Genomic DNA, 24065 nt, shown 5'->3' with positions numbered 1-24065 from the left:
GTTTTATAACTATTGACCTCTCATGCGCCACAACTTACTCTTCATATTTTTTATTTTAACCCTGCTGGTTGTCGCTTGTAAAAAAGACAAGCAGAATATCCCCACGGAAGAACCCGAAAAGCCGATTGAACTGCCTTTTTATAAGGATTTGCAAATTGATAGCATTGAACAGCTTTCTATTGTAGTTTCCTTTCAGCTTAACAAAACAGCAAAGGTTACAGGTATGCTAACCGCCCTTGATTCAACACAATTAGCAGGTGCATACCAGGACTATATGGAACGGAAAGTGATATTGCGCAATGGCAGGTATTATGCCAAAATTGAATGGCCTTACAACTTACCACCATCGGATGATCTAATTTGGTTCCGGCTTTACATGGTCGATGAAGACGGGGTTAAAAGTTATTCCCCGATTTTACGTCAGAAGATAGCAACCTACCAGATCAAGAATAAATACATAGTTAACGGTAAGGCTGCGTATAACAACCATCCAAAGGATTTCTTTATGAATTATGAAGGCGGGGTCATCGGCACATACGATAATTCCCTGATAATTGATGCGGTAACAAATGATGTCAACGTGGAGAATTATCGTGCTACGCTTAATGACATACCGGTTTCTGTCGGCAGGATAGATCCGGTGTATCATCCTGAAACGCATAAACATATTCTTTTTGATGTGCCGGATGACTTTCCTCTTGGCAGGGCAACACTTAAGTTTTACTATCTGAATAAACTGGAATATACTGTGGACCTGACCGTAGTTAATGGCGGGCTGCTAAATGCTGTAAAGCATCCAGTGGCTCGGACCACCGGCGGTTGCTTTTTTGAATACAACGGAAAGCTTTTTACCTATATAAACTATGGTTCCGATGGAGTGTACTTCTATAGCTGGGATCCTGAAACCAATGTATGGCAGAATCTTCCCGTTCCTGAAGAAATTGCCAGACACATTTACAATACTACCTCACCAGCAAAAGTAATTAACGGAATTGTTTACTTTAAGCCAGTGATGCATGCTTACGGAGGTCCATACGCTGAGATTCCCCGCACTTACGATGAGCTGATCATTTCCTATGATCCCCGCACAGGACAAGCTAAAAACACCAGGCTGTTTCACACGACCAATTCATCTGAAGAAAGAGCCTTAAAGGTGATGGATTATTTTGTTTATGGAGATAAGCTGTATTGTTTGACTGCGGAATCCTTAAATGGAGAGACTACTTCATCTGCTTATCGCGTTAGGGTTTACAACCCAGCAGATGAGAGCTGGACTCATTATATGGACCTGCCTTTTAAGGGTATATGGACTTCAGTTGTGAATAATGGTCAGGTTTTTCTAATGAATTCAGACTATGGAAAACAGGAAAGCGCAACTGCCAATTTTGTCAATGAGTTTTATCTTTTTAATGTATCAGGCAAGGCGTTGGTTAAAAGAAATTGGATTACGGACAGGGAAGTTGGTGCCGGTGATTCTTACCTCACCAGCTTTAATAACAAAATTTACATCTATGGCGGGAATTACTCAGATGGCTATGCCAGTAATTACTCTTCTTTGTTCGCAGTATACGATCCTCAGCAAGATAAATGGTCGCCGGTGTCCGGGTACAGTTATTTTACTGCCTGGGTGAGTCAAAATTATGGTTTTATGTTTCCAATTAGAAACAAACTCTATCTGGGCCTGGGTAGGGACCGTTCTACCAATGGCAATATCCATGGCAGTAAGTCAAATTATTCGATACATCAGGTGGCGATTAAGTAGGCGGTCCAATCAGGTACCATGGGCAGCTTGACCACAAAGATCCCTCCTATCTTTTTACTTCAACACAGTCAGGGAAGCAATTCAAACAGATCACGCCAAAGAAATGTGAATAGCTTTAAAACCGGCAGTACGCTGACCATCCTGATTCAGGCAACAACAGATTCCAACGGAGATAAAAAGTTCGGGGAAGATGATGATGATTCATTTCTGTTCTCCAGGTGATCAAATTGGAGCTCATGAATGAAACGCTCAATTCAACCTCCCCAGATACTGACTCATCGAAGCACTCAGTTTATCGTTCGATACCACCGTCACATAGACCTCCATCCGCTCATTGACCAGTTCATCAGGTAAATCCAACGAAGCATGACCTGACTTTCGCAAAGCCGCATTCAAAGAAAAATAAGCTTTTTGCAACCCTGACCCCTCCTCCAAAACCAAATCGGGGAAATAAGCCAGAACCATCACCTGGTCGATCGCATAAGGCCAGCCCATAGACACATCCACTTCCCAGCTAAAATTAAGCGCATTGCCCTCCAGTACAACAGACGGACCTGCCAGACCATACAAGCTCCCGAAACTCAGCAATGCCCTGGCATAATCAATTTCCACATCAGGATACGAACCCGTTAAAGCCCATTTTCTATTGACCGAAACCGCCTTATTCATCGGGTACATGCCATCCGATTTAGCCGCCACAGCAAAACCCACATTTATTAAAAGCCTCATCACCTTCAAAAAACCCATCACCACTCCAAAAGCAAACCTGTTGGCCAATTCATTTTCCGAAAGTGGCGCTTTTCGCTTTCCTATCATCCGTACAAACATTTTATTATCTTTTTGATAAATTACTGTATTGCCCAGACGGCCACTCACCGCCCCAAACAAACCATTTTTTAATATTGCCATAATGTTCTTTTTTAATTTAACCAATCCGCATACCTCGCGATTGTCCTATTATGCCTCAACCTGCGCATCACACGATCACCATCCCGGCCCCCCGCCACATTCGTATTCCCCTCAATAACATACACAAAATCACCCCGCACCTTTTCTACAATCCCGCAATGCGCTATCCTGCCCTTCGACGGAAAATAAATTCCCATGATCCTCCCCGGAAGCGGGTCCTTTCTAAGTCGTCCCTGGGGAGCCTTTCCCGACCTTGCGTCGGGAAAGAGTGCCGGACACCACGCTGTCCTGGGCTGAACAAACCCCGCCTGCCCAAAACACCAACTCACAAAAGCCGCGCACCACGGCGCAGGCGATTTGATGCCCACGTAACTAAGATATCCCTTAACAGCGACACCACAATTTTCACCACCTTCTTCCCTAACCCCGATTTCTTTTCGGGCGATTTCAATAACTCTTTCATAATTCTTTTTATTATTACGGTCGTCATTCTGAACTTGTTTCAGAACCCCGGACTCGCTATTAAAACCTACAACACCGCTACAAAACACCCCACACCAGCTAACAACAGTAGCGCATACACCCCAAAATAAAAACCTAACTGAAACCATAATTCTAACTCATTAAAACGTAAAACCAAACTACCAAACCCCGGCAGCCCAAACACCAGCAAAAACTTGCTAAACAACCACCAGCACAAACCGATCAAGCCCAAAAAACAGATCAGGCTGATCACCACCAGCACCAAAATACCCGGATCCACATAACCTACCGTCACATCAAACCTCAAAAGCTGCTGCTGCACCATCGGCCACATCAACAACAAGATCACAAACAACAGCACCACCCTCGCTACCTCCACATCCCTTTCCCGGAATGCATTTAAAAACATTGTCTTCATAATTTTTTCTTATTTAATTTCTCTTAAATTTTAAAGCGATCGTCATCCTGACGCAGGTCAGGATCCCGAAATAGCAAGGCCGGGATACTGAGATAAACTCAGCATGACGAAACGCTTAACCACCCTGCTTTACTTTAAAAATGGTGTCTCCGATGGGCATTGCTTTCATGCGCCCTTCAGCGCCTTGAAACCGACGAAGGAGCTCTACGAGACCAAAATCAATCGATACTTCGAGTAAACCCGAGCCCTAGAGGAGATCACCATTTTTAACCCTTCCCTTTTAAGCAGACTCAAATTAATTTGGTCGATGACCTGCGTTCATAATTTGTTTGTGAGAGAGAAAAACTGGTGACTCCGATGGACATAGGGGCATTGCGCAGCTGTGTCCCAGTCCAGGAGGAGTTCACCAGTTTTTCTCAACAAATTACTGAACGACCGTCGCGCCCAAAAACTGAGTCGTACTCACTTCCTTGTTGTTAGTACTCAAAAACGAGCACCACACCTGAACATTATCGCCACTCCAATCCACAGGCAGCAACATATCATACGAAAGCGAAGACCTCGTCGCCGCGCCACTCGACACATCCCACTCCTGTTTCGACGGATTGTACACCACAAAAATCGCCTTATCCGTACCCGCACCAACTTTCAAAGAAGGCACCGCAGCCGACCATGTAAAATCCAATTGCGCATCCACCGTAGTCGCCATGACCACGTTTTTGCCCTGGGCCAGTTTACCACGGCTAAACAGCACCTTCGGATAATCGATCGTATAATTTGGCGAAACACCCGTGATCGAATTGGCCAGATTATACTTCAAAGCTGCATTCCATGGACTCATCTCCGAATCATAATCCTCAAAGCCGATTTTAATAAAACCACTCATCTCGCTCATCCAGCCAGCCATCAGGCTCAGCTGCATCTGAACATCGAGCTGCGCCGCACTTGGCGGTCTGTTGGACTTTGCCGGACGCATCCCAAAGACATTCCTGCCCTTGACCACCCGGCCCACGTTGTTTCCGGCCCTACCCTGCATATGATAATACGGGCCGCCTAATAAAAATGCCATAATCTTGTTATTTAAAATGTTAATAAATCTGTTAACTCTTATGTTCTTCACACCTGTGCACCGGCCTCGATCACATAAAACATCGCCGCTCAACAGCAGCGACAGAACAAACATAAACAGCTTAAAAACAAGCACAAAGCTCCTAAATCATTATGGAAGGGATTGGGAGAGATTGGGAATTTCAGCGCTGATTTTGGAAGGATTTTGGAATCTCACTCTTTAAATGAATTTACTTTTCATCTTGACTTTTCATGTTCTTGTGAAATAATAGAAAAGTGAGAAGTATTTTTCTCAAAGTCTTCGACAGCTTTATTTCCTAGCCGTTGCAGGATTTGAGCCCGAATTGCTTCGAAGGTTTCGACAGCAGTTTCGGAGATTAAAATTTCCCAACTCACTATTTAGCAGAAAGCTTTTTCTTAAACGTATCGAATGTAATGTATCGCCCAGCTTCAAAATCAGCCTGCCCTTTTTTAATTCCTACAATTACGTGTTTGGGCAATACTTCCTCAGCTACATCTTTTTCGACCGCACTTTCCATTAACTTATTTAATGCAACTAAATAATCCTTGTTAGAAATAGCCATTAGCTTATCTATTATTGCATTTCTTAAATGATCTATAGAGGATGGCATAATCAATCCCCCCTATTACTCATACTTTAGCGCTTCCACAGGATTGGCCTTTGCAGCCTTGTACGCCTGAAAACTGACCGTCAGAAATGCAACAACGGCAGTGCCAATTATAGATATCAATATAACCGTCAATGATATGCTTGTCCGGAATTCAAAATTAGTGAGCCACCTGTTCATCAAGTAATAAGCCAAAGGTACGCCAATACAAGCAGCGACAAACACCATTTTCAGGAACGAAAACGACAGCAACCTCATGATATTGCTCACTGAAGCGCCCAGTACACGGCGCACACCAAATTCCTTCGTACGCTGTTCCGCACTGTAGGCCACCAGGCCATAAAGCCCCATGCATGAGATCAATATCGCGATGCCTCCAAACAGGTTGGCCAGAATGCCCAGGATCTTTTCAGACTGCAGTTTTTGGGCGTACAGATGGTCCACAAACCTAATGTCGACCGGATATGCCGGATTCAGCCTTTTTGCGACAGCTGAGATCAGTTCCACATTCCGGCTTAGACTGTTGGCAGGATTCAGACGCATGTTGATTCTATAGCCTTTGTCCCTATTGAAATTGATGACCAGTGGTTTAGCAGGCTGATAAGGTGACTCCCAGATAAAATCTTTGAACACCCCAATTACATGCAAATCCTTGCCATTGAGTCTCACCCTGGTGCCCACCGGATTTTGAAGGTTCATCACCTTTACCGCCGAGCTGCTCAGCAGAACCCCTTCCATATCAGAAGCAAAGTCCTTAGAAAAATCACGTCCTGCGACCAGCTCCACACCACTGGTCTTCACAAAATCATAAGCCGTTTCCAAACGGTTAAAAACAATATCCTCTTGTCCCGGAGCCCGATTGGGCCATTCGAAACCCGAAAACCAGTTACTCACGCTGGAAAGACTGCCAGCGGCCTGGTTTACAGCGGTGACGGCTCCTGTTTTCAGGACTTGCGATTTGAAGACCTCAAATTTACGGGAAAGCTCGCCCTCCTGCGGCATTTCTGCCAGCAGATTTGCGTTGTAGCCAATCGGCCTGTTTTTAATGAAGCTGATCTGTTTGTAGATCACCAGCGTAGCGATGATCAGCATAATGGCAAAGCAAAACTGGCCCACAACCAACACCTGCCTCAAATTGACAGGGACTGACTTTGCCCTTGCGGTCTTTCTTTTTAAAGTTTGAACGGGGTTGAAAGCAGAGAGGAACAGCGCAGGATATAACCCTGACAGCAATCCGGTAACCAATACCACTCCAAAAATGACCAGCCAATACCAGATATTGCCATAGTCAATGGAGATTTCTATACCCAGCAAATTGTTGAACATAGGCAAAGTAAGTTCTACAGTGGTTATTGCCAATAATACACTTCCAATAGTCAGTACCATCGCTTCGGTAAGGAACTGTATAATTAATGAAGCCCTTGTGGCGCCAATGGTCTTCCTGATACCCACTTCCTTCGCCCTGCGCTCCGATTTGGCAGTCGCCATATTCATAAAATTGATGCAGGCGATCAATAAGATGCCAAATGCCAGGCCAATAAACAGATAAATTTTTTCAATGTCACCACCAGCACTTTTTCCGTTAACAAATTTACTATAGAGGTGTGTTTTAGTGAATGGAAATAAGAAATTCTCCCCCCTGGTATCGGGAGTTCGCTCATTGAACAGGCCTTTGATCTTGCCGTTGATCAAATCGACTTTTGAGGGGTCGTTTACCTTGACCATCACCGGCCAGCTGAAGTCGCTCCAGTTCCAAATTTTGACATTTCCATTTATCGACTCCAGGAAAGACCAGGGCAAGAGATAATCGAACTTAATGGAAGTATTGGCCGGAAAGTCTTTGATCACACCGGTGATCTTCAGGTCCCTGTCGTTGTCGTATTTTATACTTTTATTGAGCACATTGACCCCGCCAAACAACAGCTTTGCGGTCTGTTCCGTTACGACAACAGAATTCGGCGCATCAAGCGCTATAGTGGGATTGCCAGCTACAAATTCGTAATTGAAGATCTTCAGTATTTCAGGATCTGCAAATATTGAAACCCTTTTAAAGCTTGTCCTGCCATTGGCAATGAGTGTCTGCCCGCCTCCGGTGATTCGTGCTACCGCATCAATTTCCGGAGCACGTTCTCTGATCGCTGCGTGGATGATATTCCCTGGCTGACCACCCGTACTGGTGATCTTTCCAGATGCATCCTGGAAATTAATCAGTACCTGATAAACCTTGTCGGCACCTTTGGATTGCCTGTTGAAATTCCATTCGTAGTTCACGTACAACAGCAGTAAAAGGCAGGAGGCCAAACCTGTTGCCAGACCAATAATATTAATCACAGAAGAAGTCTTGTTTCTCCAAAGATTACGCAAAGCGATTTTTAAATTGAGTCTGAACATGGCAGCGCCTGGTTGATCGGTTAAAGATAAGATAGAACTGCAATTCACCAAGTTAGTGCCAAGACCGGCAAACGCTTTAAATTGCAGTTCCACCCTGCTTTCTTTCTAAATCGATGTTGAAACCGTTCATTATTGAACATCGGCCGTACGCTGCCGGACACCTTTTTAAAAATCCCCCAGGCAAATTATACCCGGGGGATCATTATATCATTCTCTAAATGAATTTATTTTTTCAGTCGATCAATTTGAAGTTTAAGAATTTGCGCCGGAAGACCGAATCTCTCCATTGTCCTCTTTGAATCTTCTGCCTTTTTTTGAAAAAAAGGATGATCAAGATAATTTGGAAGATTAACCATCTTATCCCTTTCAGGATCAAAAGTGAACCTTTTCAATTTTTGTTCCTTTGTCTCTACTTTTTTCATATATTGATAAGTTTAATCAATTTTTCCGCGTATGCAGTTGAATGCGTTTTTTTGAGTCCAGTATTTTAATATTGCTCTTCTTTGCTTAACTGCTGTCGCTGTCCAGACTACAATGCTTTTAGCCATTTTAGATCTTCTTTATCTAAATCATCCTGAGCAATGACGTTTTCATTTTTAATGTCATTATCGCTCATCTCTAGCATTAAGATTTGTTCTGGCGAAAGTTCTACCACATCTTTTTCGACCGCACTTTCCATTAACTTATTTAATGCAACTAAATAATCCTTGCTAGAAATAGCCATTAGCTTATCTATTATTGCATTTCTTAAATGGTCTATAGACGATGGCATAATCAATTGATGTTTCATCAAATTTCGTTATTTAAGTTTGAAAATCCAATTGCCTTAATTGGTGAGTACAAATATAATCAAAACCCCTAACATTAATCAAAAAGAAATATTTTGTACAAAAAATCAATTATTTGCATGCATTTTCAAATTATTGAGCTTTCAAATAATACCGTTTAACTAAAGTAGTTTTCGATTTCATTTATCGCATTTTCAAGGCCGTTTTCGTTTCTTATTTGTTCTCCGATTATGGCAACATTCCTTACTTCTTCTGTTTGAACCTTTGACAATGCTGAAATCAACTTATCGGCAGTTAGTTTTTTTACCGGGATATGTGCACCTAGATTTCTCCGTTTTGCAATTTTACCCCAGGTTGGCTGGTCGGTATAAAACGAAATAATAATTACCGGCAAATTGTTCCTTAACATAGCTGCCAGTGTACCTGCACCACCATGAAATATTCCCAATTTACATTTTGGTAAAATGTCCCTGTGGTTTACATATTTGGTGACAAATAGATTTTCATGCTCAGGTAAGCAATTAAATAAGCCCCATCCGGTACAAAATAAAATGCGTTCGCTGGTTTTGGTCAGAATCTCCTTTATGATGTTGACAAACTTTTCTGGATTCCCTACACCATTGCTGCCAAAGCCCATGTATATGGGTTTATCACCTTTCAGTATCCACTCATTTAGGTTTTCCGGTTCATCTCTGTTTCCGCGTCCCCGTAAAGCGGATGAAAAGCAACGCCAAATCCCTCAACCAATTCCTTGAAATTTTGGGGTGCCGCCAGGATTACCTGGTGGCCCTTATCCATAAGCCCCAATGCTAAGGCTATATACGGCTGTACGTCGCCGCGTGTCCCGTAAGTGAAGATTCCTATATTCAATCCGATTTCACTTAAGCCTCTTCTTATCCTCTAACCCAAGATAATTCTCCTTACTTACCACTTTCTTACCAGACTTCTGTTCCAGTTCCTTTCTGGCATTGCCGGCGATAACACCACCTTGTTTTGCAGCTGTCTTATTCTCTTCAAAGCCTTGCGCATCTTTACTTTTGGCAATCTCCGTGGTCGAAGCTTCACCAAGCATGGTAAAAATCAATTCCAGATCGGTCATATGATCTCTTAGATTTTCAGCAGGCTTGGTTAAACCCTTCATTTTCTTATGATCTGAGGGGATCAAACCAAATGTAGCCTTACTAATTTCAGCAGTCAATATACTGTATTCAATTCCTTCTTTCACGCCCCGATTTTTCCATTCCCCCGTTAGTTCATCCCTTACTGCAATTCCTCTTACCCGCTTATCGATCCAGCCTTCACTATATCCTTTAGCACGGTAAATATCCCGCATCCTGGCCTGAGCAAGTTCGGGATTTTCAATCTCATCCAATCTGTCTGAACCAACCTGTGCAAGCCATAATTTAAATGGCTCCGCTTTAGCAGAAGGAACCGATTGGATAATCCGTAGTAAGCCTTTTGTGTCAGAAGATTGAATTTTCCTTCTTTTACCATCTGTTGCGGTCATTTCAACTAGGGTACAAATTGTACCCCAGTTGCTTTTAAGTTGTTCATCCCTACTCAGCATCTTCTTGATGTATTGCTTTACATCTGTGCTATCAGTAAGTATCTCAACTACATCTTGTACCGAAAAATACCATTTCTGCTCAGTCTCGCTCCATTCCGAGCGGATTCGCTTGCTTTCAAACAACTTGATATCCATATTATAAATGTTATGAGCTAAATTAACTAACCTTTAACTAGCAACCATAATATTATCCGGTTAATTATAATTAAACGGATATCATTTCCCTCCACTCCCTCGGCGTTTCTGTCATAATAACCAAGTTAGTTCAAATAACCTGAACTCTTCAAATAATACCATTCCCCGACCGTTCTTTTTCCTGACCCAATTACACTCCGCCAGCCGGCGATAAAAAGTACTTTCCGTAATACAGAGCAGATCCACTACCGCATCCTTATTCAGCCATACATCAGGTGCCGCAGAGACCATTTCTTGTCGCGTTCCAGCACTACCACTTTAATTTACATGATCATATGATGTTACTTACTTGTTACCTATGTTTCTCACTATTTCCAATTTGAAATCCCATATTCTTTCTATCAGGGTTTATTTTAAGATCCAGTTTATCAGTTTTCTCCTGCAATTCATCAAGATATTGAAACACTATTTCCATGTTCTTATCCTGATTGCCTAGTTTTTGTCTGATCTTTTCTATTTCCAACCTTAGATCTGTGTTATCAAAAAGCATCTGCCTAATTCGTGTAAATATTCTAATGATCTGAATATTCATTTGAATAGCGGTTTTGCTGTTTAGCACACTGGATAACATTGCAACACCCTGCTCTGTAAATACTATGGGCGCATACTTAACATGCTCACCTTGTTTTAAGGTGCCAAATTGGCACCTTAAAGATTTACTCTCTTCAGTGTTTAGTTCAAACATGAAATCATCCGGGAACCGATCAATATTTCTTCGAACCTGTCTTTTAAGTTGCTTAGTTTCCACTTCATAAAGTAAAGCAAGATCTGAATCGATCATTACTTTTTGTCCGCGTACAAAATAGATTTGACTTAGTATCACATCATCAGGAACTCCAATTATTTTATTCGACATAATAAGTTAGTTTGCTACCCGCAAATCTACACAAAACCCCTAACATTAACCAAAAAGAAATATTTTGTATAAAATATCAAATATTTGCGAATCTTTTCAAATAACTGAACTCTTCAAATAATACCATTCCCGACCGTTCTTTTTCCTGACCCAATTACACTCCGCCAGCCGGCGATAAAAAGTACTTTCCGTAATACAGAGCAGATCCATAACCGCATCCTTAGTCAGCCAAATATCATCAACCACCACAGGAACACGCGCAGTTTTTTCACATGAATTAAGTTCCCGCCACTCTTCGAGCAGGGCAATAAGCAGTTTCTCAATCCTTATCAAGATTGCTTTCATAAAGAATAAAAATTTTAAATGTGAATACCGCTGAAAGGCGGACATCGATCCGATAGGAACGGACCAGCAAAACACCCCTCAGAGAGGAGGAAGATGTTTAGAAAAATTTAGCGGATCATTTTAAGCAGGTTCGCCACCGCTAGTTGAAAAGTTGCAACTGTCCCGCTCCATGAAAACACAGGTTTTTTAGCGTCAGGATCAATAGTTCTGTTCCAAAGCCGTATCGTGCCTTCCAGATCGGTAAAACTGCAAACCATCACCCAGTCACCCGATCGTTTGTCACAAAGATTCAGGCAGTGAACATAGTACAAACCTTTGCCGATCTTGCTGCATACCAGCTCCAACGCATTGACAAAGTCCAGGAAATTCCACATATGGTTGATCCGGTAAAGGTGGCTGTCATTTTTCATCACCAAACACGCAGTCCTGTTGTGCTTTGGATAAATCAAGAGTATTAATTTTCTATTCATTTAATGATTTTTCAATTTTTGTAATGGATAATTATACTGGTATAAAAACTGATTTAATTAAGGCGCTCTTACTTTCATATCTGGATTAATTTACATCGCAAAATTATGTAAAAAATAACCTCCAACACTAAAGAATTTCCAATATTTTAAAATATAATTTATTAATTATCAAACAATTACAAAATAAAAAGCCATAGTTTTTCAACTACAGCTCCTATGCTATATCCAGTAAATTAAACCCGGTTTTAAAGCCTATTTACAAGTCTGTTCTTTCATTTAATATTAACCTACATCAAATCCTTCCACTCCAGCCCCTCTTCACCATTCACCAGCATATTCAACCTGGTGATCAGCAAAGTCAATTCCTCATACAGCACCGCCCTGATAGAAGGATAATCCCTGCCCTCTTCAAAAACCCGGCATGCATACACATATCGGGTTTCAGGAAAAAGAACCTCCAAAGGAGGTTGAATATTAGAAGTAGGTCTTCACCGCAAATTCAAACTGGCTTTTAAAAATCTCCTTAAAAGCATAGATGTTATTCTGCTCGTAAAACAACAACATCGCCTTTTTATATTCAATAGAATCTACCGTTCTAAATGAAATCGGGCAATACTGATACGCGATCAACAGGGCATTGCTGATAATCCTTGCTGTGCGTTTATTACCATCGGCAAAGGGCTGTATATACGATAGCATGACCAATGCCAGCAGCGCTTTCTCAAATACATTATGTTTGCTATTGATCAATAAACAGAGCTCATTTATAGCATCCCTTATTTGATGTTCATTATCTAGTGGCACATAATTGGTTCCAGATATACCCACCCTTCTTTGCCGTAAGTTGCGATCTACACCCAAACCCTTTACCAACAAGCTATGGATATCCTCTATTCTTGATATGGCCAGGGGTTCCACATAATCTGGATTTTCTATGATAAAATTGATCGCATCCTTGTGATTAAGTAGCATGGTAGCATCATCTTTTGGCTTACCTTCTGCAGTTTCCTGTTCTTTCAGTAACCGTTCAGTTTCCAACAGTGAATAGGTATTGCCTTCTATTTGCGATGACTTCCAGCTCAGATCTATAGCCAATCGTTCCATCTCTTTATCGTATGTCGACTTGGAGAGATGAGATACATTATCAGTAAATTTTTGCTGAAGACCATTCAAGAACTCCAATTCTTTAGCATTAAATAACGAAATGCCATTTAAAACCCGTGTCATCAATTCCAGATTAAACTGATTTTGAATTTTTCTTTCATCCTGCTCTCTCTCAAAATACCTATCTACTTCTATCGGATGAAGCACAGCATAAGCTGGACTTAGCTGGTATCTAACCGCTTTTAACTTACCGGTTGAAACAATCAAACCTTCTGCTAAAAGTGCGGTTAAGTATCTCTTAAGTGTTGAAAACCCTATATCTAATTTTGAACCCTCAAATATCTCAGTAGAAGAACTTAAAGGATTTTCCATCAAGTAGTCTAAAATCTTCCCGGTATGTTTATTTCCCATTTTAATGTTTTATAGCTCAAATATAACTCAAATACAGCTCAAAATCCGATAAAATGAGCTGTATTTTTAAAACAAATGAGCTGTATTTAATTTAGAGCTCAACTTTAGACTAAATACAGCTCAAAATCCGATAAAACGAGCTGTATTTTTAAAACAAATGAGCTGTATTACTCATTTTTCTTTTTCCTGATTTTGTCAAAGAACATTCCCCTTAATCCAAAGGGGCTGATGCTGTCACAGCATCCTATTTAATTTATCCATCCCGATTTCTATCAGGAATCTCAATTAAATAAATCATTTCCCAATATTTTGGATTTGGGTCCAAAAAAATCCTACATCAACTCCTTCCACTCCAGCCCCTCTTCACCATTTACCAGCATATTCAGCCTGGTGATCAGCAAAGTCAGTTCCTCATACAGCACAGCCCTTAAAGAAGGATAGTCCCTGCCCTCTTCATGCACCACAAAAGTCCTTAGCCTTTCCGCCTCGGCGATGTGAAAATCCAGCAGATAATCCAGCCACTCCACCTTCTGATACCAGGCATAACCCAGCTGCATCAGGATCTCCCTGAAATTATCTCTCAATTCTTCCACTATCCCTTCCGTTAATAAATTACGACCCTTCCTAAGGTCACCTATCAGCATACCTATTGCCTGAAATTGATTCTCCATTATGCTCAATTAACTAAGTCGCTTTTAGGTTCCCAATCCGACATCTCAAACTCACCCACTTCTATCCCCGTATACTTTTAATCAGCGCCATCAGCAGCATATTCCAGGTACTGCTGCTCACATGACCCTCCGATACCGAAAGCGCCAAAGCCCTCATCAGATGCATACAGCAATCTTTTTTCAAAACATTCTGCTCACTTATTGCCCTAAGCGAATCATCAATCAGCCACATCACCATACCCTTTCTTATCCGCTCCGCCTGGGCTTTCATCATTTCATATTCTTTCGGCCCATCCAAAGGGCTTTGGTTTTCAAGTCTCTCCAACAGGAGGCTATAGTATTCGAATTCTTTCATTTTTTATGTTGTTAATTTTTATTTTGTCATCTCTTCTATCATCTGACACTTCCACACCCTTATCAAATCCTCTTTGGTGATCCCCTTTATCTCCTCAACACTGCCCAGCCCAAACGCATTCATAAAACTTTTACCATGCTTAAAGCTCACACAGAGCTCAAAGATATTGTTGCCGCTGCTGTCACGAAGCATACAACCAACCTCAATCTCAAAGGGTTCTAAAACCTTTACATGAACATCATCATTTGCTACAATCACATTTGAATGAAGCGCAAAGTATTGTCTCAGTCTGGGTTTTTTCATCATAATTCAATCAGCCTGTGCTGAACTTGTTTCAGTATCATCCCGAGTTTCGAGGGATCTATTAAGAAGCCGGAGGGAAAAGACAAAACCCTCCGGACTTCGATTCACTGATTCAAAGGCGTTATTTTAAGGATCATTTTAATTCAACCTCAAACCCTATCTCCTCCGGCGGTAAACACTGCGATTCATCACACGCCATAAACTCTACCGTTCCGGATAAGCTTGTCTTTACACCTGGCTTTTTCAGCTTTACGATTTGAACGAAGTCAACCTTATCAGTAAAATAAAACACCTGCACGCCAAAGGCGGGCTCATCTACTTTATGCATTTCACCTACTTCCTTCACCTTCCCACCCAATAGTACCAATGGATTTTTCGCAAAGCTGATCTTTGTTGGCAAAGGCCCACCCTTAGGTGTATTCTGGCTATAAATCTTCCAACCTTTATCAATTGACGCAGTCAGGTGTATTTCATAAATATTGGGCTTTACTTTCTTACTTGTAAATCTCCATTTTACGGGTTTTAATATTTGGGCTTGCACTGTTACATTAAGCACTATCAACCCCAGAATAATCGTTAATAACTTCTTCATATTACTTACTCCCTAATAACTCCTCTACCTTCTTATAAAGTGCCTCACCTCTCAATTCATTAGATATAATTTTACCGGTATGATCTAACAAAAATATCGAAGGAACCGTATTAACCCCATATATTTCTTCTGCCATACCATGGGTTTGTCTAATATTGAGCCATGGGAGATTATCTTGTGTCAATGCCTTCAGCCATGCGCTTTCATCTTTGTCAATAGAATAGCTAATAATATTTAGTCCTTTACTATGGTATGCAGCATACAAATCTTTCATTTTGGGAAACGAAGCTCGACAGGGCTTACACCAACTTGCCCAAAAATCAACGATAGTCAGTTTGCTCATGTCAACTACCTCTTTAAGTGATAATGATTTTCCGTCAGGTTTTTGAAACTCAAAATTGGTCATGACCGCGCCAACTGCATTACGTCTCTCTGTTTCGATGGCTTCTAATAATTGCTTTCCAAAATAACTATCCTTTGCTCTTTGGGTCAAGCCGGCGTAAGCTTTCTCTCGTTCTTCGCCTCCAATACTTATTCCTATGGCCCAGGGAACAACTAATGAATTCCGATGTCTGTTGATCCAGTCTCTCTTTGAGTCTTCAACCTTTTGCAAAGCATTATTAAATTCAATTACGCAATCAGCATAATAAAGTGAATCTACTTTTCTTTTCCCATTGGCTCCATATTTCTCCAAAGCCAAATTCATTTTAGATAATGCTGAATTTGCTGGCCTCAATATCTCATTTTGTAATAATACAAACCCTTTATAATCATCATGGGAGTCAGAGCCAGTCACAGTCAGTGCAGTTGTAGACAAATCAATGAGATCCCCATTTAATAATAGGGGTTTATTTTCCATAATTATTCGGATAGCACCTTTGATCTGGTAACTGTATTTCTTTGAAGTTGTATCAATTTTAATAAAATAGGGTTCACCTTCTTGATCTGCAAATCCTTTAAATTGAAAACGCTGATTTTTAACAAATGTGACTCCAACGGTATCCTTCTCCCTTTGAAGCATGATAAGAGTGTTATCTTGTAGACCTTTCAACTCTCCCGAAATACTGAACCCTTTTTTGTTCTGTCCGTAAACTAATTGCTGACTAATAAGTACGATTACAGTCAGTAAAATTTTGTTATAATTTAGCATTCTGTATTTTATTAAAAATGACCATGTTTATTTAAGCCCCTCTTCTTGCTTTAACAAAAGCACATTGAATTCTCGCTGCTCCTCTTTAATTCCAATACCATATCGTAATAATTCTTTCTTAACAGCAGAAATATCGCTTAGATTTGCGTTTATAATCATGTCTATTTTAATGCTATCAAGACCTGTTTCATCTATTATAGGTGTGCCACCCTTATATCCATTTACCTTAACCCGAAAACTAGTTACAAAGGCTTCAAAAGATACATGAGATAATCTAAATTGTTTATCTGTTGCTTCGATAACCGTCTCTTTTTGTGATGATTTTAATGAAATATTCCTATTCGTTCTATTGAGAACCAAACAGTTTATTTTTCTAGTTTCGATATTCCCCTTGATACCGAAATAGTCCTCCAAATTTCTACGCATAATATCCCTAATTGTATTCATATTAGCTTCATTTGAGGGAGTGATTCTAAATGGCGGTAACATCAACTCATAACAATAAATGTTATTGGCTTTCCAGTCGGCAGTTTCAGTAGGGTTATTGGGTAAAACAAATGGCTGGAAATTTTTTACTTCCAAGACAACTTTGTAAGTACCTTCCCCTTTAAAGTCATATGCGTTTTTAAATAGAGTTATTATATCACTATTCATTTTCCTATATCCAATGATGTTGTTAGTCAGACTATCACTTAACCAACCCGAGCCAACACCATGCTTTGTGAAAAGATTTTTCGTAATGACCGAAGAATATTGTAGCTTACTGAGTACTAAATCATTGGGCGAACGAAGAAAAGAACCATACCTACTATAGGCTATTGCGCTGGGATAATTTTTAGTTTGAAGATCAGCTTTTTTACCTTCTAGGACGGCTTGAATGGTTTGCTCATTAGTATCTTGACCAGTTGTTAAAGCGACAACCATACCTTTCTGATCGATCCAGACATGAAAAGGTTCTCCTGCATGTTGGAACAAACTTGTTAAAGTTCCCTTGTCTTCATTACCGTATCGATACTCTTCATTTTCCTTTTGTGTCAAACTTTGAAAAACAAACGGAAGATGTGTGCTTCTAATGATGGAATTTGGGGAATTCTTTGGAAAATTTTCCTTCCCACCCAATTTTTCTAAAGCGTTAATTCCGTTAACAAGTAAAATTTGGATTTTATCCCCAAATTTCTGTTGCAATTTTTCCATTTTTTGGAAGCCAGCAATACATGGCGAACAATTAATACTCCAGAAATCCAATATAAGGAGTTTACCTTGAAAATCCTTTATACTTGCTGAATCCCTATGATAATTACTCATATTCCGGAATACAATATCCGGCACTTTTTCACCTACTTTTAATGGCGCGTACTGAATTTGCGCATTGATGGTAAAGACTGCGGTCAAAATCAATCCCGCTAGTAAGATTACTCGTTTCATATTTGTTTAAATAAATTATTTGTATTAAAATTTAGATGTTACCAACCAGGTGTCTGTGGCATCCCCGAATAATCTAGAATATCATTAGGTATTGGAAATGTATACTTATAGCTACCTGGCTCCAAGATATAATTTACTCCTCCTATTGTTCGTGTAAGTGTCTGCTTAAATCTTTCGTCTACATTTAAGCGCCTTAAGTCGCTCCATCTCAGACCTCTCATAATTAATTCTTTTCTTCTTTCAATTAGAATTTTACTGAGAGCATCCTCAGGATTTATTGCGGAAAAAGGGACAAAAACAACGGTATTCCTCCATCTCTTTTTAATTAATGAATTTAGATCATTCATTGCTGCAACGGTATTTCCCATACGTGCATAGCATTCTGCTCGCATCAAGTAGGTTTCATCCGTCCCTATTCCAGTAAACATATTGGTTGTACTATTGAAATAATTCCCCTTATAAGATTTCGTGCCATTTGCATTATTTCTAAAGAAAAGCACCCTTCGTAAGTCATCTGGGTGATATTGATTGTACAATGCTTGATCGACTAGATAATTTGTGGTCAAAAACCCCGAAATTTCACTTGTGTACATAGTCATATGAAACAATATTTCTGGGTTAGCGGGGTTAGTATTGAAGCCACCAATAAAATTTGCATTCTGTGATTTAGAATTATAATCAAGTAACTCTGATCTTAACTGGAGGCTCTTGTCCGCGTACTTTAGGCAATTTTCATAATCATTCATAGTCATATAAACTCGCGCCAGTAACCCATATAGCGCAGGTTTACTTCCTCTTGTTGGATAAATCGGCGTTAAAGGCAATAAATTTTCTGCCTCGAGCAGATCCTTGATGATTTGATTATACGTTTGTTCGACTGAGGATCGGGTAGACTTTTCTGTAACATCAGAACTAAGTCTTATGGGAATGCCTAAATCCGTTTCAGATGTGGTTTTATTATAAGGAATTGCGTAAAGCTGCGACAACATATGGAATGCTTCCGCTCTATTAAACAATGCTTGCCCTTTAATATTATTATAGGTTTCTATTTCTAATTCATTTTTTATTAAATAGTTGCTTAACCCATTAAGGACAACATTAGAATAATATACTCTTTCGTAAGTATCTCTCCACGTATCTAAATCTAAATATGGAGTATTTAACGACCAGGTATAAGCATTGCGTGATGCTGACGTAGTTGCACTTGTCCACGCTGCTTCGGTGACATAATGTCCATCTGCTGCGATTTCTCCTAATGCAAAACTATTGACATTCATAACTAGCCCACTAAAATCCAGCATACTTTGAAAATCTGAAAGTGTCGTAGGAACTGACTGGTTCTTGTTAGCTTTCGCTTCCAGCCAATCTTTTTTACAACCTACAAATAGAGAGGCTATAACTAGAGTCAAGGTGCTATAATATTTATATGATTTCATAATAGCCATATTAAAAATTGAGATTTAAACCGATACTAATTGTTCTTGGTACAGGAATATTAAAACTGCCAAAATCTGGGTCAATTCCTTTTTTATTTGCCGTCCACAATAGTCCCAGATTGCTTGCATATAGGTAAATCTTTATATTTTGAAAAGTTGACGTTGTCGTTGCTACCTTGTTTATATCGTAACTTAATCGAATGTCTCTTAATCGGATAAGGTCAGCCTTTTCGACAAGTATTTCCGATCTTTCATAAAAAGTATCCCTGCTAACAATAGGAGTGGCTGGCAATGATGGAACGTTAGTCAATTTTTCATCTCCAGGTTTTTGCCAACGCAGGGCATAATCACTATGTCCACCCCAGTTTGAAAATAGATTATCATAACGAATTGAAGGCCTCCTAAAATAATGACCAAATTCATATACAATGTTAAAGGATAAAGAAATATTTTTGTAAAGCAACGTATTACGAAGAGAGCCGAAATAGGAAGGATTTAAACGTCCGTGAAAAATTAAATCTTCAGGTTTTGTATTAGGAACACCTGATGTGCTGCCGACGACTGTATTATATGGTGATATTTTATCTCCTATATAGCCTCTTGGATCTCCATTCAAAGGATCAAGTCCTGCCCATTTATAGCTGTATAAAGAGTACAATGGTTTACCTATATAAGGTGCTGACTGAAATAATGTCACTACTGTTGGCGCTTGATCAAAAGCAGTTACTTCTTCTACATTATAACTAAATAATAAATTACTAAGCCATTTAAAATGTCCGTTCATATTTATCGAATTCAGTGTTACATCAATACCTTGACCTTTAATACTTGCATTATTACCAGTATAAACACTAAATCCAGCGGTAGGATCATTATTGATGTTGCTAATAAGATCCAAGCCATCTTTATGATAGTATTCTAAACTTCCACTGATTACATTATTTCTGGTCTGTATATCTAGACCTAAATTTAACACACGTACTTTCTCCCAGCGAATAGAGGGATTTCCAGGAGTAGTTAAATCTGCTTGTGGTAACCCTGTTAGTCCACTCAACGAACCGCTAGTGATAGTCGGATATACTGTTGCATCACTTTTAATATTTCCATTGTAACCATATGTAGCTCTAAGCTTCAGATATGGCAAAAAGGCGAGATTATAGAATTTTTCATTCGAAAGGTTCCATGCTAAGCCTGCTGACCAGAAAGGATTAATCTTCTGATTTGATCTCACACCAAATAAATTGGCGCCATCTTGCCTACCACTCAAACTTAAGGTATATCTTTCATTATATGTGTAAGCCACATTTGCGTAGTAGCTTCGCAACCTACTTAATGTTCCACTATAAGAATCCCGGTTTGGGATAACTGAGGTACCACCACCACTCGCCCTAATATTATATTGGCTTTCATAATTTACCTGTGTGTTGAAAGTGTTTGTTTCGGGATCATATCCATACCGTCTGTATATGTCCTGGTTCAGATCTGATTCTGAAGCCTCAAAACCTATAATTGATGTTACATTATGGTTGCCCCATTTTTTGTCATAATTTAAACCAGAACGAATGTTCCAAGAATCTTGATCGAAATTTTGATAATCAATTATACTGCCACGCCGAATTGGGTAAATATTTACACCGTTATTCGTATACATGAATTGATTCACTAAATCACGAGTATAAAAAGACTCACCACCATGTTCGTTTTGTCCGTTAGTAAGTGTTTTATTGAACTGGTATTGAACATTCGCTTTAAGACCCGAAAGGATTTGATAACTCATAGAAGCGCCTATTCTGGTATCATTTATCTTATTATTATTGTTGACGTTCTGTAGTTCTTCTAAAGGCTTATATTGCCAGTTAAGCAGCCCAGGAATACTAAGCTTATCCACATACGCTGACCTATAAACGAAAGGTATGGTTAATGCATTTTCCTGTTGATCGACTAATGCTGAATACGAAGAAATTGGGTTTCTGCCGTCTGGAATGAAATTTGGAAAATAGCTACCTTTAGATGATGCTCCATTCTGGGTGTATGAAATAAAAGCTCTTAATTCAAGATTCTCAATAGGACGGAAAGCATTTTCCAATCGTAGGGTAAGTCTATTATAATTATCCCCAATGTTGCTACTTTTGTTGTTATCGTAGCCTACCGAACCAAAATAATTCATTTTAGCTCCACCACCGCTTATGTTTAGTGAATATTGTTGATTTATCGTATTTTGTATGAGGTGATTCTTTATATCATTCCTAACGTCATTATTAGTTAACTCCTGGATCTTCGCTTCTGCCTCTGCCTGAGTAATACTATTTCTCCGGACTGCTAACAGCAGTTCTACAACTTCCGAAAGTGCAGGAAAATAATCGATTGAAGTATAAACATCATCAAATACATCAAACTCACCCGTTTTAAATCTTAGTCTGTCTACTTCTATGGACTGAGCTGCAGTCATTACCGGTAGATAGCTCAAATCTGGTTTAGCTCCTTGGGTTATATTACTAGTAAAAGCAACTTTGGTCTGTTGATTATACTTTCCTTTTTTGGTGTTAAGTACAATTACTCCATTGCCTGCTCTGGAGCCCCATATTGAGGCTGCCGCCGCATCTTTCAACACGGTGACGCTCTCTATATCATTCGGATTGATACTTTCCAAATTGTAGTCGTTATAAGGAAATCCATCAACTACAATCAATGGTTTCAACTCACCATTGATTGTACTGATTCCGCGTATCGTTATAGGACTTCTTGCTATAGATGTATTCGGCTGATAATTCAACCCACTAGTTACATCGTAAATACGATCTAAAATATTTGTGCTTACACTCCGATTGAGAAGACCATTATCTATCTGCACGAAGCTTCCCGTACTTCGTTCCTTATTTAAATCTTGGTATCCCGTTTTGTAAACTACCTTCACCTCCTCCAACTCCCCAGTCGCCACATTCAACTTAATCTCCAACGGCATCACCGCATCTTTCAAGCTAATCTCCAGCTGCTTGTACCCCACATACCTAATCACCAACACCGCATCCTCATCAACACCCTTAATCTCAAACTCACCCTCCGAATTAGTATTCGTAACAGCACTTTTCCCTTTTACCTGGATACTGGCGTTTGGGAGGGGCTTCCCTTCCTGATCTACCACCCTACCCTTAACATCAATCGCCTTAAAACGAGCAATAATATTATCCAGAAAACTGGGCTCAGTTTTTCGTTTTATCTTTACTATTTTGTCATTCACTTCGTAAACCAAAGGCTGTCCATCAAAACAAAGTTTCAAGGCTTGTTCTACTGTTCCATTGTTCAGTTTAATGTCTATCAAATTGGTGCCTTTCAGGTCATCTGTCGAATAGATGAAGCCATATCCACTTTGCTTGCCAATTGCCTTAAGCACTTTTTGCAAAGGAGCTTTGCGCTCGTCCAGGTTAATTTGCGCCCTTGTAATGGCGCTCACCTGGGCGAGACATACAATCATTATGAGTGTGGTGAACTTCATAATTCGCAGTATTTTTTTACATTTCATTTTCTTCATCGTTTCACAACCATCCCCAGCAGCCCGATGAGCGGCCTTCAAACTTGCTTTTTACAGCAGGTTTGCCTAAGTTTGATTGTTCGGTTCTTGTTTAGTTGATTCTGTCGAAGGAATGATTATCAGTACCGGCTATAAAGCGGGAGGAGTTTCGAAGCACTCCCGTTTTAATTTTCAGATACTGTTAGCAGTAAAATTCTATGGCATAACAGTAATCCTCCTTCCTTCAATTTTAAAGTGAGCAGCTTCTGTAAACGCGATCTGATCCAATATTTTAGCAATGTATTCCTTACGCACTAATATTCCTGAGAACTTCTTATGCTTTACATTGCCTTCATAAACCACTTCCACATCGTACCAGCGTGAGAGTGTCCGCATGATACTTTCTATAGTTTCCTCTTCAAAAATATACTTGTTATCGATCCAGGCTACAGCTTCTTCAGCTTCTACCTTTTTAATGATGATCTCATTTTCAATATCGGTCCTGGCCTGCTGGCCCGGTTTCAACAAAAGATCCGTACCACCGTAATCCAGCGCCACACTTCCTTCCAGCAAAGTAGTTTTCACCTCACCCTCGTCTTCATAGGCATTTACGTTGAAATGAGTTCCCAATACTGTTATCTCCTGTTCAGGGATTTTACTACTTCCAATTGTTTTGACTATAAAAGGCATCTTCTTATTTTTTGCTACTTCAAAATACCCTTCACCGCTAAGCCTCACAATTCTTTGTTTAACGTTACCAAATTTTGAAGGAAACTCCAATTTACTGCCGGCGTTTAACCACACCTTCGTTCCGTCAGGTAAAGTAAACTGATACGTCTGGCCTTTGGCGGTAGTTGCAGTAAGCATGCTGGCCTCGCTAGTCCGGGATCCTGAAATAAATTCAGGATGACGAATCGCAGAACCATCGTTGTAAGCAAGCCGATCATCGCCAACAACTACCCCGCTCTTCGCATCGCTCAACTGGATCACCTTGCCATTAGCCAAAGTAATCGTCGCACCATTCTTACCCGGCGCAATGTCATTCACCTTAGCTACCTCAGTACCAGGCTCGGCATTCATATCATATCTACTGTTAAAGAACCAAACACCGAAAACAATCGCTGCTACCGCCGCCGCAGCGACTAGCGAAGTCCCGAACTTGCTTCGGGAGGCCGCCACCGCCATACGAGGCCACAACCTTACAGTCTTTTTATTCGATGATTGTGGGG

General features: G+C 40.1%; 27 protein-coding genes. 2 read left to right on the top strand and 25 right to left on the bottom strand.

Annotated features, from left to right (window positions below):
• The first annotated feature begins 22 nt into the window (after window positions 1–22).
• Window positions 23–1762, top strand: coding sequence for a hypothetical protein (locus VK541_RS11690; protein ID WP_324370232.1), 1740 nt, complete (start codon window positions 23–25; stop codon window positions 1760–1762).
• Window positions 1763–1780: 18 nt separating this feature from the next.
• A complete protein-coding gene (locus VK541_RS11685; protein WP_324370231.1) occupies window positions 1781–1984 on the top strand; it encodes a hypothetical protein in 204 nt (67 codons plus the stop codon).
• Window positions 1985–2011: 27 nt separating this feature from the next.
• Here VK541_RS11685 and VK541_RS11680 read toward each other — a convergent pair whose 3' ends face one another.
• From VK541_RS11680 to VK541_RS11560, 25 genes are all read right to left on the bottom strand, one after another.
• A complete protein-coding gene (locus VK541_RS11680; protein WP_324370229.1) occupies window positions 2012–2671 on the bottom strand; it encodes a DUF6266 family protein in 660 nt (219 codons plus the stop codon).
• A gap of 11 nt (window positions 2672–2682) precedes the next feature.
• Complete coding sequence (locus VK541_RS11675; RefSeq protein WP_324370227.1) at window positions 2683–3222, bottom strand: CHAP domain-containing protein; 540 nt, start codon at window positions 3220–3222, stop codon at window positions 2683–2685.
• Complete coding sequence (locus VK541_RS11670; RefSeq protein WP_324370226.1) at window positions 3201–3572, bottom strand: hypothetical protein; 372 nt, start codon at window positions 3570–3572, stop codon at window positions 3201–3203. The genes VK541_RS11675 and VK541_RS11670 overlap by 22 nt, the downstream gene beginning before the upstream one ends.
• Before the next feature lie 424 nt (window positions 3573–3996).
• Window positions 3997–4641 (bottom strand): DUF6266 family protein, encoded by a 645-nt coding sequence (locus tag VK541_RS11665; RefSeq protein WP_324370225.1) that lies wholly within the window; start codon window positions 4639–4641, stop codon window positions 3997–3999.
• A 394-nt stretch (window positions 4642–5035) separates the two neighbouring features.
• Window positions 5036–5224 carry a hypothetical protein gene (locus VK541_RS11660; protein WP_324370224.1) on the bottom strand — a complete coding sequence of 63 codons (189 nt, stop codon included), beginning with the start codon at window positions 5222–5224 and terminating at the stop codon, window positions 5036–5038.
• A 63-nt stretch (window positions 5225–5287) separates the two neighbouring features.
• Window positions 5288–7660, bottom strand: a complete 2373-nt coding sequence (locus VK541_RS11655; protein WP_324370223.1) for an ABC transporter permease — start codon at window positions 7658–7660, stop codon at window positions 5288–5290.
• Window positions 7661–7884: 224 nt separating this feature from the next.
• Window positions 7885–8082: a hypothetical protein gene (locus VK541_RS11650; protein WP_324370222.1), complete on the bottom strand. Its 198-nt coding sequence runs from the start codon at window positions 8080–8082 to the stop codon at window positions 7885–7887.
• Window positions 8083–8189: 107 nt separating this feature from the next.
• A complete protein-coding gene (locus VK541_RS11645; RefSeq protein ID WP_324370221.1) occupies window positions 8190–8450 on the bottom strand; it encodes a hypothetical protein in 261 nt (86 codons plus the stop codon).
• A gap of 155 nt (window positions 8451–8605) precedes the next feature.
• A complete protein-coding gene (locus tag VK541_RS11640; protein ID WP_324370219.1) occupies window positions 8606–9085 on the bottom strand; it encodes a glycosyltransferase in 480 nt (159 codons plus the stop codon).
• A 35-nt stretch (window positions 9086–9120) separates the two neighbouring features.
• Window positions 9121–9318 carry a glycosyltransferase gene (locus VK541_RS11635; protein ID WP_324370217.1) on the bottom strand — a complete coding sequence of 66 codons (198 nt, stop codon included), beginning with the start codon at window positions 9316–9318 and terminating at the stop codon, window positions 9121–9123.
• 7 nt (window positions 9319–9325) lie between these two features.
• Window positions 9326–10150, bottom strand: a complete 825-nt coding sequence (locus tag VK541_RS11630; protein ID WP_324370216.1) for a BRO family protein — start codon at window positions 10148–10150, stop codon at window positions 9326–9328.
• A 352-nt stretch (window positions 10151–10502) separates the two neighbouring features.
• Window positions 10503–11066 (bottom strand): ORF6N domain-containing protein, encoded by a 564-nt coding sequence (locus VK541_RS11625; RefSeq protein ID WP_324370214.1) that lies wholly within the window; start codon window positions 11064–11066, stop codon window positions 10503–10505.
• Window positions 11067–11162: 96 nt separating this feature from the next.
• Window positions 11163–11411, bottom strand: coding sequence for a hypothetical protein (locus VK541_RS11620; RefSeq protein WP_324370212.1), 249 nt, complete (start codon window positions 11409–11411; stop codon window positions 11163–11165).
• Between the two features lie 107 nt (window positions 11412–11518).
• Window positions 11519–11881 carry a hypothetical protein gene (locus tag VK541_RS11615; RefSeq protein WP_324370210.1) on the bottom strand — a complete coding sequence of 121 codons (363 nt, stop codon included), beginning with the start codon at window positions 11879–11881 and terminating at the stop codon, window positions 11519–11521.
• 287 nt (window positions 11882–12168) lie between these two features.
• The gene (locus VK541_RS11610; protein WP_324370208.1) at window positions 12169–12342 is read right to left on the bottom strand and encodes a hypothetical protein; all 174 of its coding nucleotides are present in this window, start codon (window positions 12340–12342) and stop codon (window positions 12169–12171) included.
• A 13-nt stretch (window positions 12343–12355) separates the two neighbouring features.
• Window positions 12356–13396 (bottom strand): Fic family protein, encoded by a 1041-nt coding sequence (locus VK541_RS11605; RefSeq protein WP_324370206.1) that lies wholly within the window; start codon window positions 13394–13396, stop codon window positions 12356–12358.
• Between the two features lie 332 nt (window positions 13397–13728).
• Window positions 13729–14067 carry a hypothetical protein gene (locus VK541_RS11600; protein WP_324370204.1) on the bottom strand — a complete coding sequence of 113 codons (339 nt, stop codon included), beginning with the start codon at window positions 14065–14067 and terminating at the stop codon, window positions 13729–13731.
• Between the two features lie 61 nt (window positions 14068–14128).
• Window positions 14129–14422, bottom strand: coding sequence for a hypothetical protein (locus VK541_RS11595; protein ID WP_324370203.1), 294 nt, complete (start codon window positions 14420–14422; stop codon window positions 14129–14131).
• Window positions 14423–14440: 18 nt separating this feature from the next.
• Window positions 14441–14728 carry a hypothetical protein gene (locus VK541_RS11590; protein WP_324370201.1) on the bottom strand — a complete coding sequence of 96 codons (288 nt, stop codon included), beginning with the start codon at window positions 14726–14728 and terminating at the stop codon, window positions 14441–14443.
• Window positions 14729–14858: 130 nt separating this feature from the next.
• Window positions 14859–15317: a protein-disulfide reductase DsbD domain-containing protein gene (locus VK541_RS11585; protein WP_324370199.1), complete on the bottom strand. Its 459-nt coding sequence runs from the start codon at window positions 15315–15317 to the stop codon at window positions 14859–14861.
• Between the two features lies 1 nt (window position 15318).
• Window positions 15319–16467: a TlpA disulfide reductase family protein gene (locus VK541_RS11580; protein WP_324370197.1), complete on the bottom strand. Its 1149-nt coding sequence runs from the start codon at window positions 16465–16467 to the stop codon at window positions 15319–15321.
• A 27-nt stretch (window positions 16468–16494) separates the two neighbouring features.
• Window positions 16495–17892 (bottom strand): TlpA family protein disulfide reductase, encoded by a 1398-nt coding sequence (locus tag VK541_RS11575; RefSeq protein WP_324370195.1) that lies wholly within the window; start codon window positions 17890–17892, stop codon window positions 16495–16497.
• A gap of 38 nt (window positions 17893–17930) precedes the next feature.
• Window positions 17931–19328 carry a RagB/SusD family nutrient uptake outer membrane protein gene (locus VK541_RS11570; protein WP_324370193.1) on the bottom strand — a complete coding sequence of 466 codons (1398 nt, stop codon included), beginning with the start codon at window positions 19326–19328 and terminating at the stop codon, window positions 17931–17933.
• A 10-nt stretch (window positions 19329–19338) separates the two neighbouring features.
• Window positions 19339–22821, bottom strand: coding sequence for a SusC/RagA family TonB-linked outer membrane protein (locus VK541_RS11565; protein WP_324370191.1), 3483 nt, complete (start codon window positions 22819–22821; stop codon window positions 19339–19341).
• Window positions 22822–23052: 231 nt separating this feature from the next.
• Window positions 23053–24065 (bottom strand): FecR family protein (locus tag VK541_RS11560; protein ID WP_324370189.1); only part of this gene is annotated, 1013 nt, incomplete at its 5' end.

It is taken from the genome of Pedobacter sp., assembly GCF_035317785.1.
Lineage (GTDB): Bacteria > Bacteroidota > Bacteroidia > Sphingobacteriales > Sphingobacteriaceae > Pedobacter.
The sequence above is the reverse complement of the archived record's forward strand: the minus strand, read 5'-3'. Positions and strand labels throughout refer to the sequence as shown.

Bases quoted from the DNA above. Each gene is read 5' to 3' on its own strand.
- VK541_RS11590 (WP_324370201.1), bottom strand. From the start codon at position 14,728: ATGATGAAAAAACCCAGACTGAGACAATACTTTGCGCTTCATTCAAAT.
- VK541_RS11685 (WP_324370231.1), top strand. From the start codon at position 1,781: ATGGGCAGCTTGACCACAAAGATCCCTCCTATCTTTTTACTTCAACAC.
- VK541_RS11670 (WP_324370226.1), bottom strand. From the start codon at position 3,572: ATGAAGACAATGTTTTTAAATGCATTCCGGGAAAGGGATGTGGAGGTA.
- VK541_RS11575 (WP_324370195.1), bottom strand. From the start codon at position 17,892: ATGAAACGAGTAATCTTACTAGCGGGATTGATTTTGACCGCAGTCTTT.
- VK541_RS11580 (WP_324370197.1), bottom strand. From the start codon at position 16,467: ATGCTAAATTATAACAAAATTTTACTGACTGTAATCGTACTTATTAGT.
- VK541_RS11690 (WP_324370232.1), top strand. From the start codon at position 23: ATGCGCCACAACTTACTCTTCATATTTTTTATTTTAACCCTGCTGGTT.
- VK541_RS11600 (WP_324370204.1), bottom strand. From the start codon at position 14,067: ATGGAGAATCAATTTCAGGCAATAGGTATGCTGATAGGTGACCTTAGG.
- VK541_RS11650 (WP_324370222.1), bottom strand. From the start codon at position 8,082: ATGAAAAAAGTAGAGACAAAGGAACAAAAATTGAAAAGGTTCACTTTT.
- VK541_RS11655 (WP_324370223.1), bottom strand. From the start codon at position 7,660: ATGTTCAGACTCAATTTAAAAATCGCTTTGCGTAATCTTTGGAGAAAC.
- VK541_RS11625 (WP_324370214.1), bottom strand. From the start codon at position 11,066: ATGTCGAATAAAATAATTGGAGTTCCTGATGATGTGATACTAAGTCAA.
- VK541_RS11665 (WP_324370225.1), bottom strand. From the start codon at position 4,641: ATGGCATTTTTATTAGGCGGCCCGTATTATCATATGCAGGGTAGGGCC.
- VK541_RS11660 (WP_324370224.1), bottom strand. From the start codon at position 5,224: ATGGCTATTTCTAACAAGGATTATTTAGTTGCATTAAATAAGTTAATG.
- VK541_RS11645 (WP_324370221.1), bottom strand. From the start codon at position 8,450: ATGAAACATCAATTGATTATGCCATCGTCTATAGACCATTTAAGAAAT.
- VK541_RS11630 (WP_324370216.1), bottom strand. From the start codon at position 10,150: ATGGATATCAAGTTGTTTGAAAGCAAGCGAATCCGCTCGGAATGGAGC.
- VK541_RS11615 (WP_324370210.1), bottom strand. From the start codon at position 11,881: ATGAATAGAAAATTAATACTCTTGATTTATCCAAAGCACAACAGGACT.
- VK541_RS11605 (WP_324370206.1), bottom strand. From the start codon at position 13,396: ATGGGAAATAAACATACCGGGAAGATTTTAGACTACTTGATGGAAAAT.
- VK541_RS11640 (WP_324370219.1), bottom strand. From the start codon at position 9,085: ATGGGCTTTGGCAGCAATGGTGTAGGGAATCCAGAAAAGTTTGTCAAC.
- VK541_RS11620 (WP_324370212.1), bottom strand. From the start codon at position 11,411: ATGAAAGCAATCTTGATAAGGATTGAGAAACTGCTTATTGCCCTGCTC.
- VK541_RS11565 (WP_324370191.1), bottom strand. From the start codon at position 22,821: ATGAAGTTCACCACACTCATAATGATTGTATGTCTCGCCCAGGTGAGC.
- VK541_RS11680 (WP_324370229.1), bottom strand. From the start codon at position 2,671: ATGGCAATATTAAAAAATGGTTTGTTTGGGGCGGTGAGTGGCCGTCTG.
- VK541_RS11585 (WP_324370199.1), bottom strand. From the start codon at position 15,317: ATGAAGAAGTTATTAACGATTATTCTGGGGTTGATAGTGCTTAATGTA.
- VK541_RS11595 (WP_324370203.1), bottom strand. From the start codon at position 14,422: ATGAAAGAATTCGAATACTATAGCCTCCTGTTGGAGAGACTTGAAAAC.
- VK541_RS11570 (WP_324370193.1), bottom strand. From the start codon at position 19,328: ATGAAATCATATAAATATTATAGCACCTTGACTCTAGTTATAGCCTCT.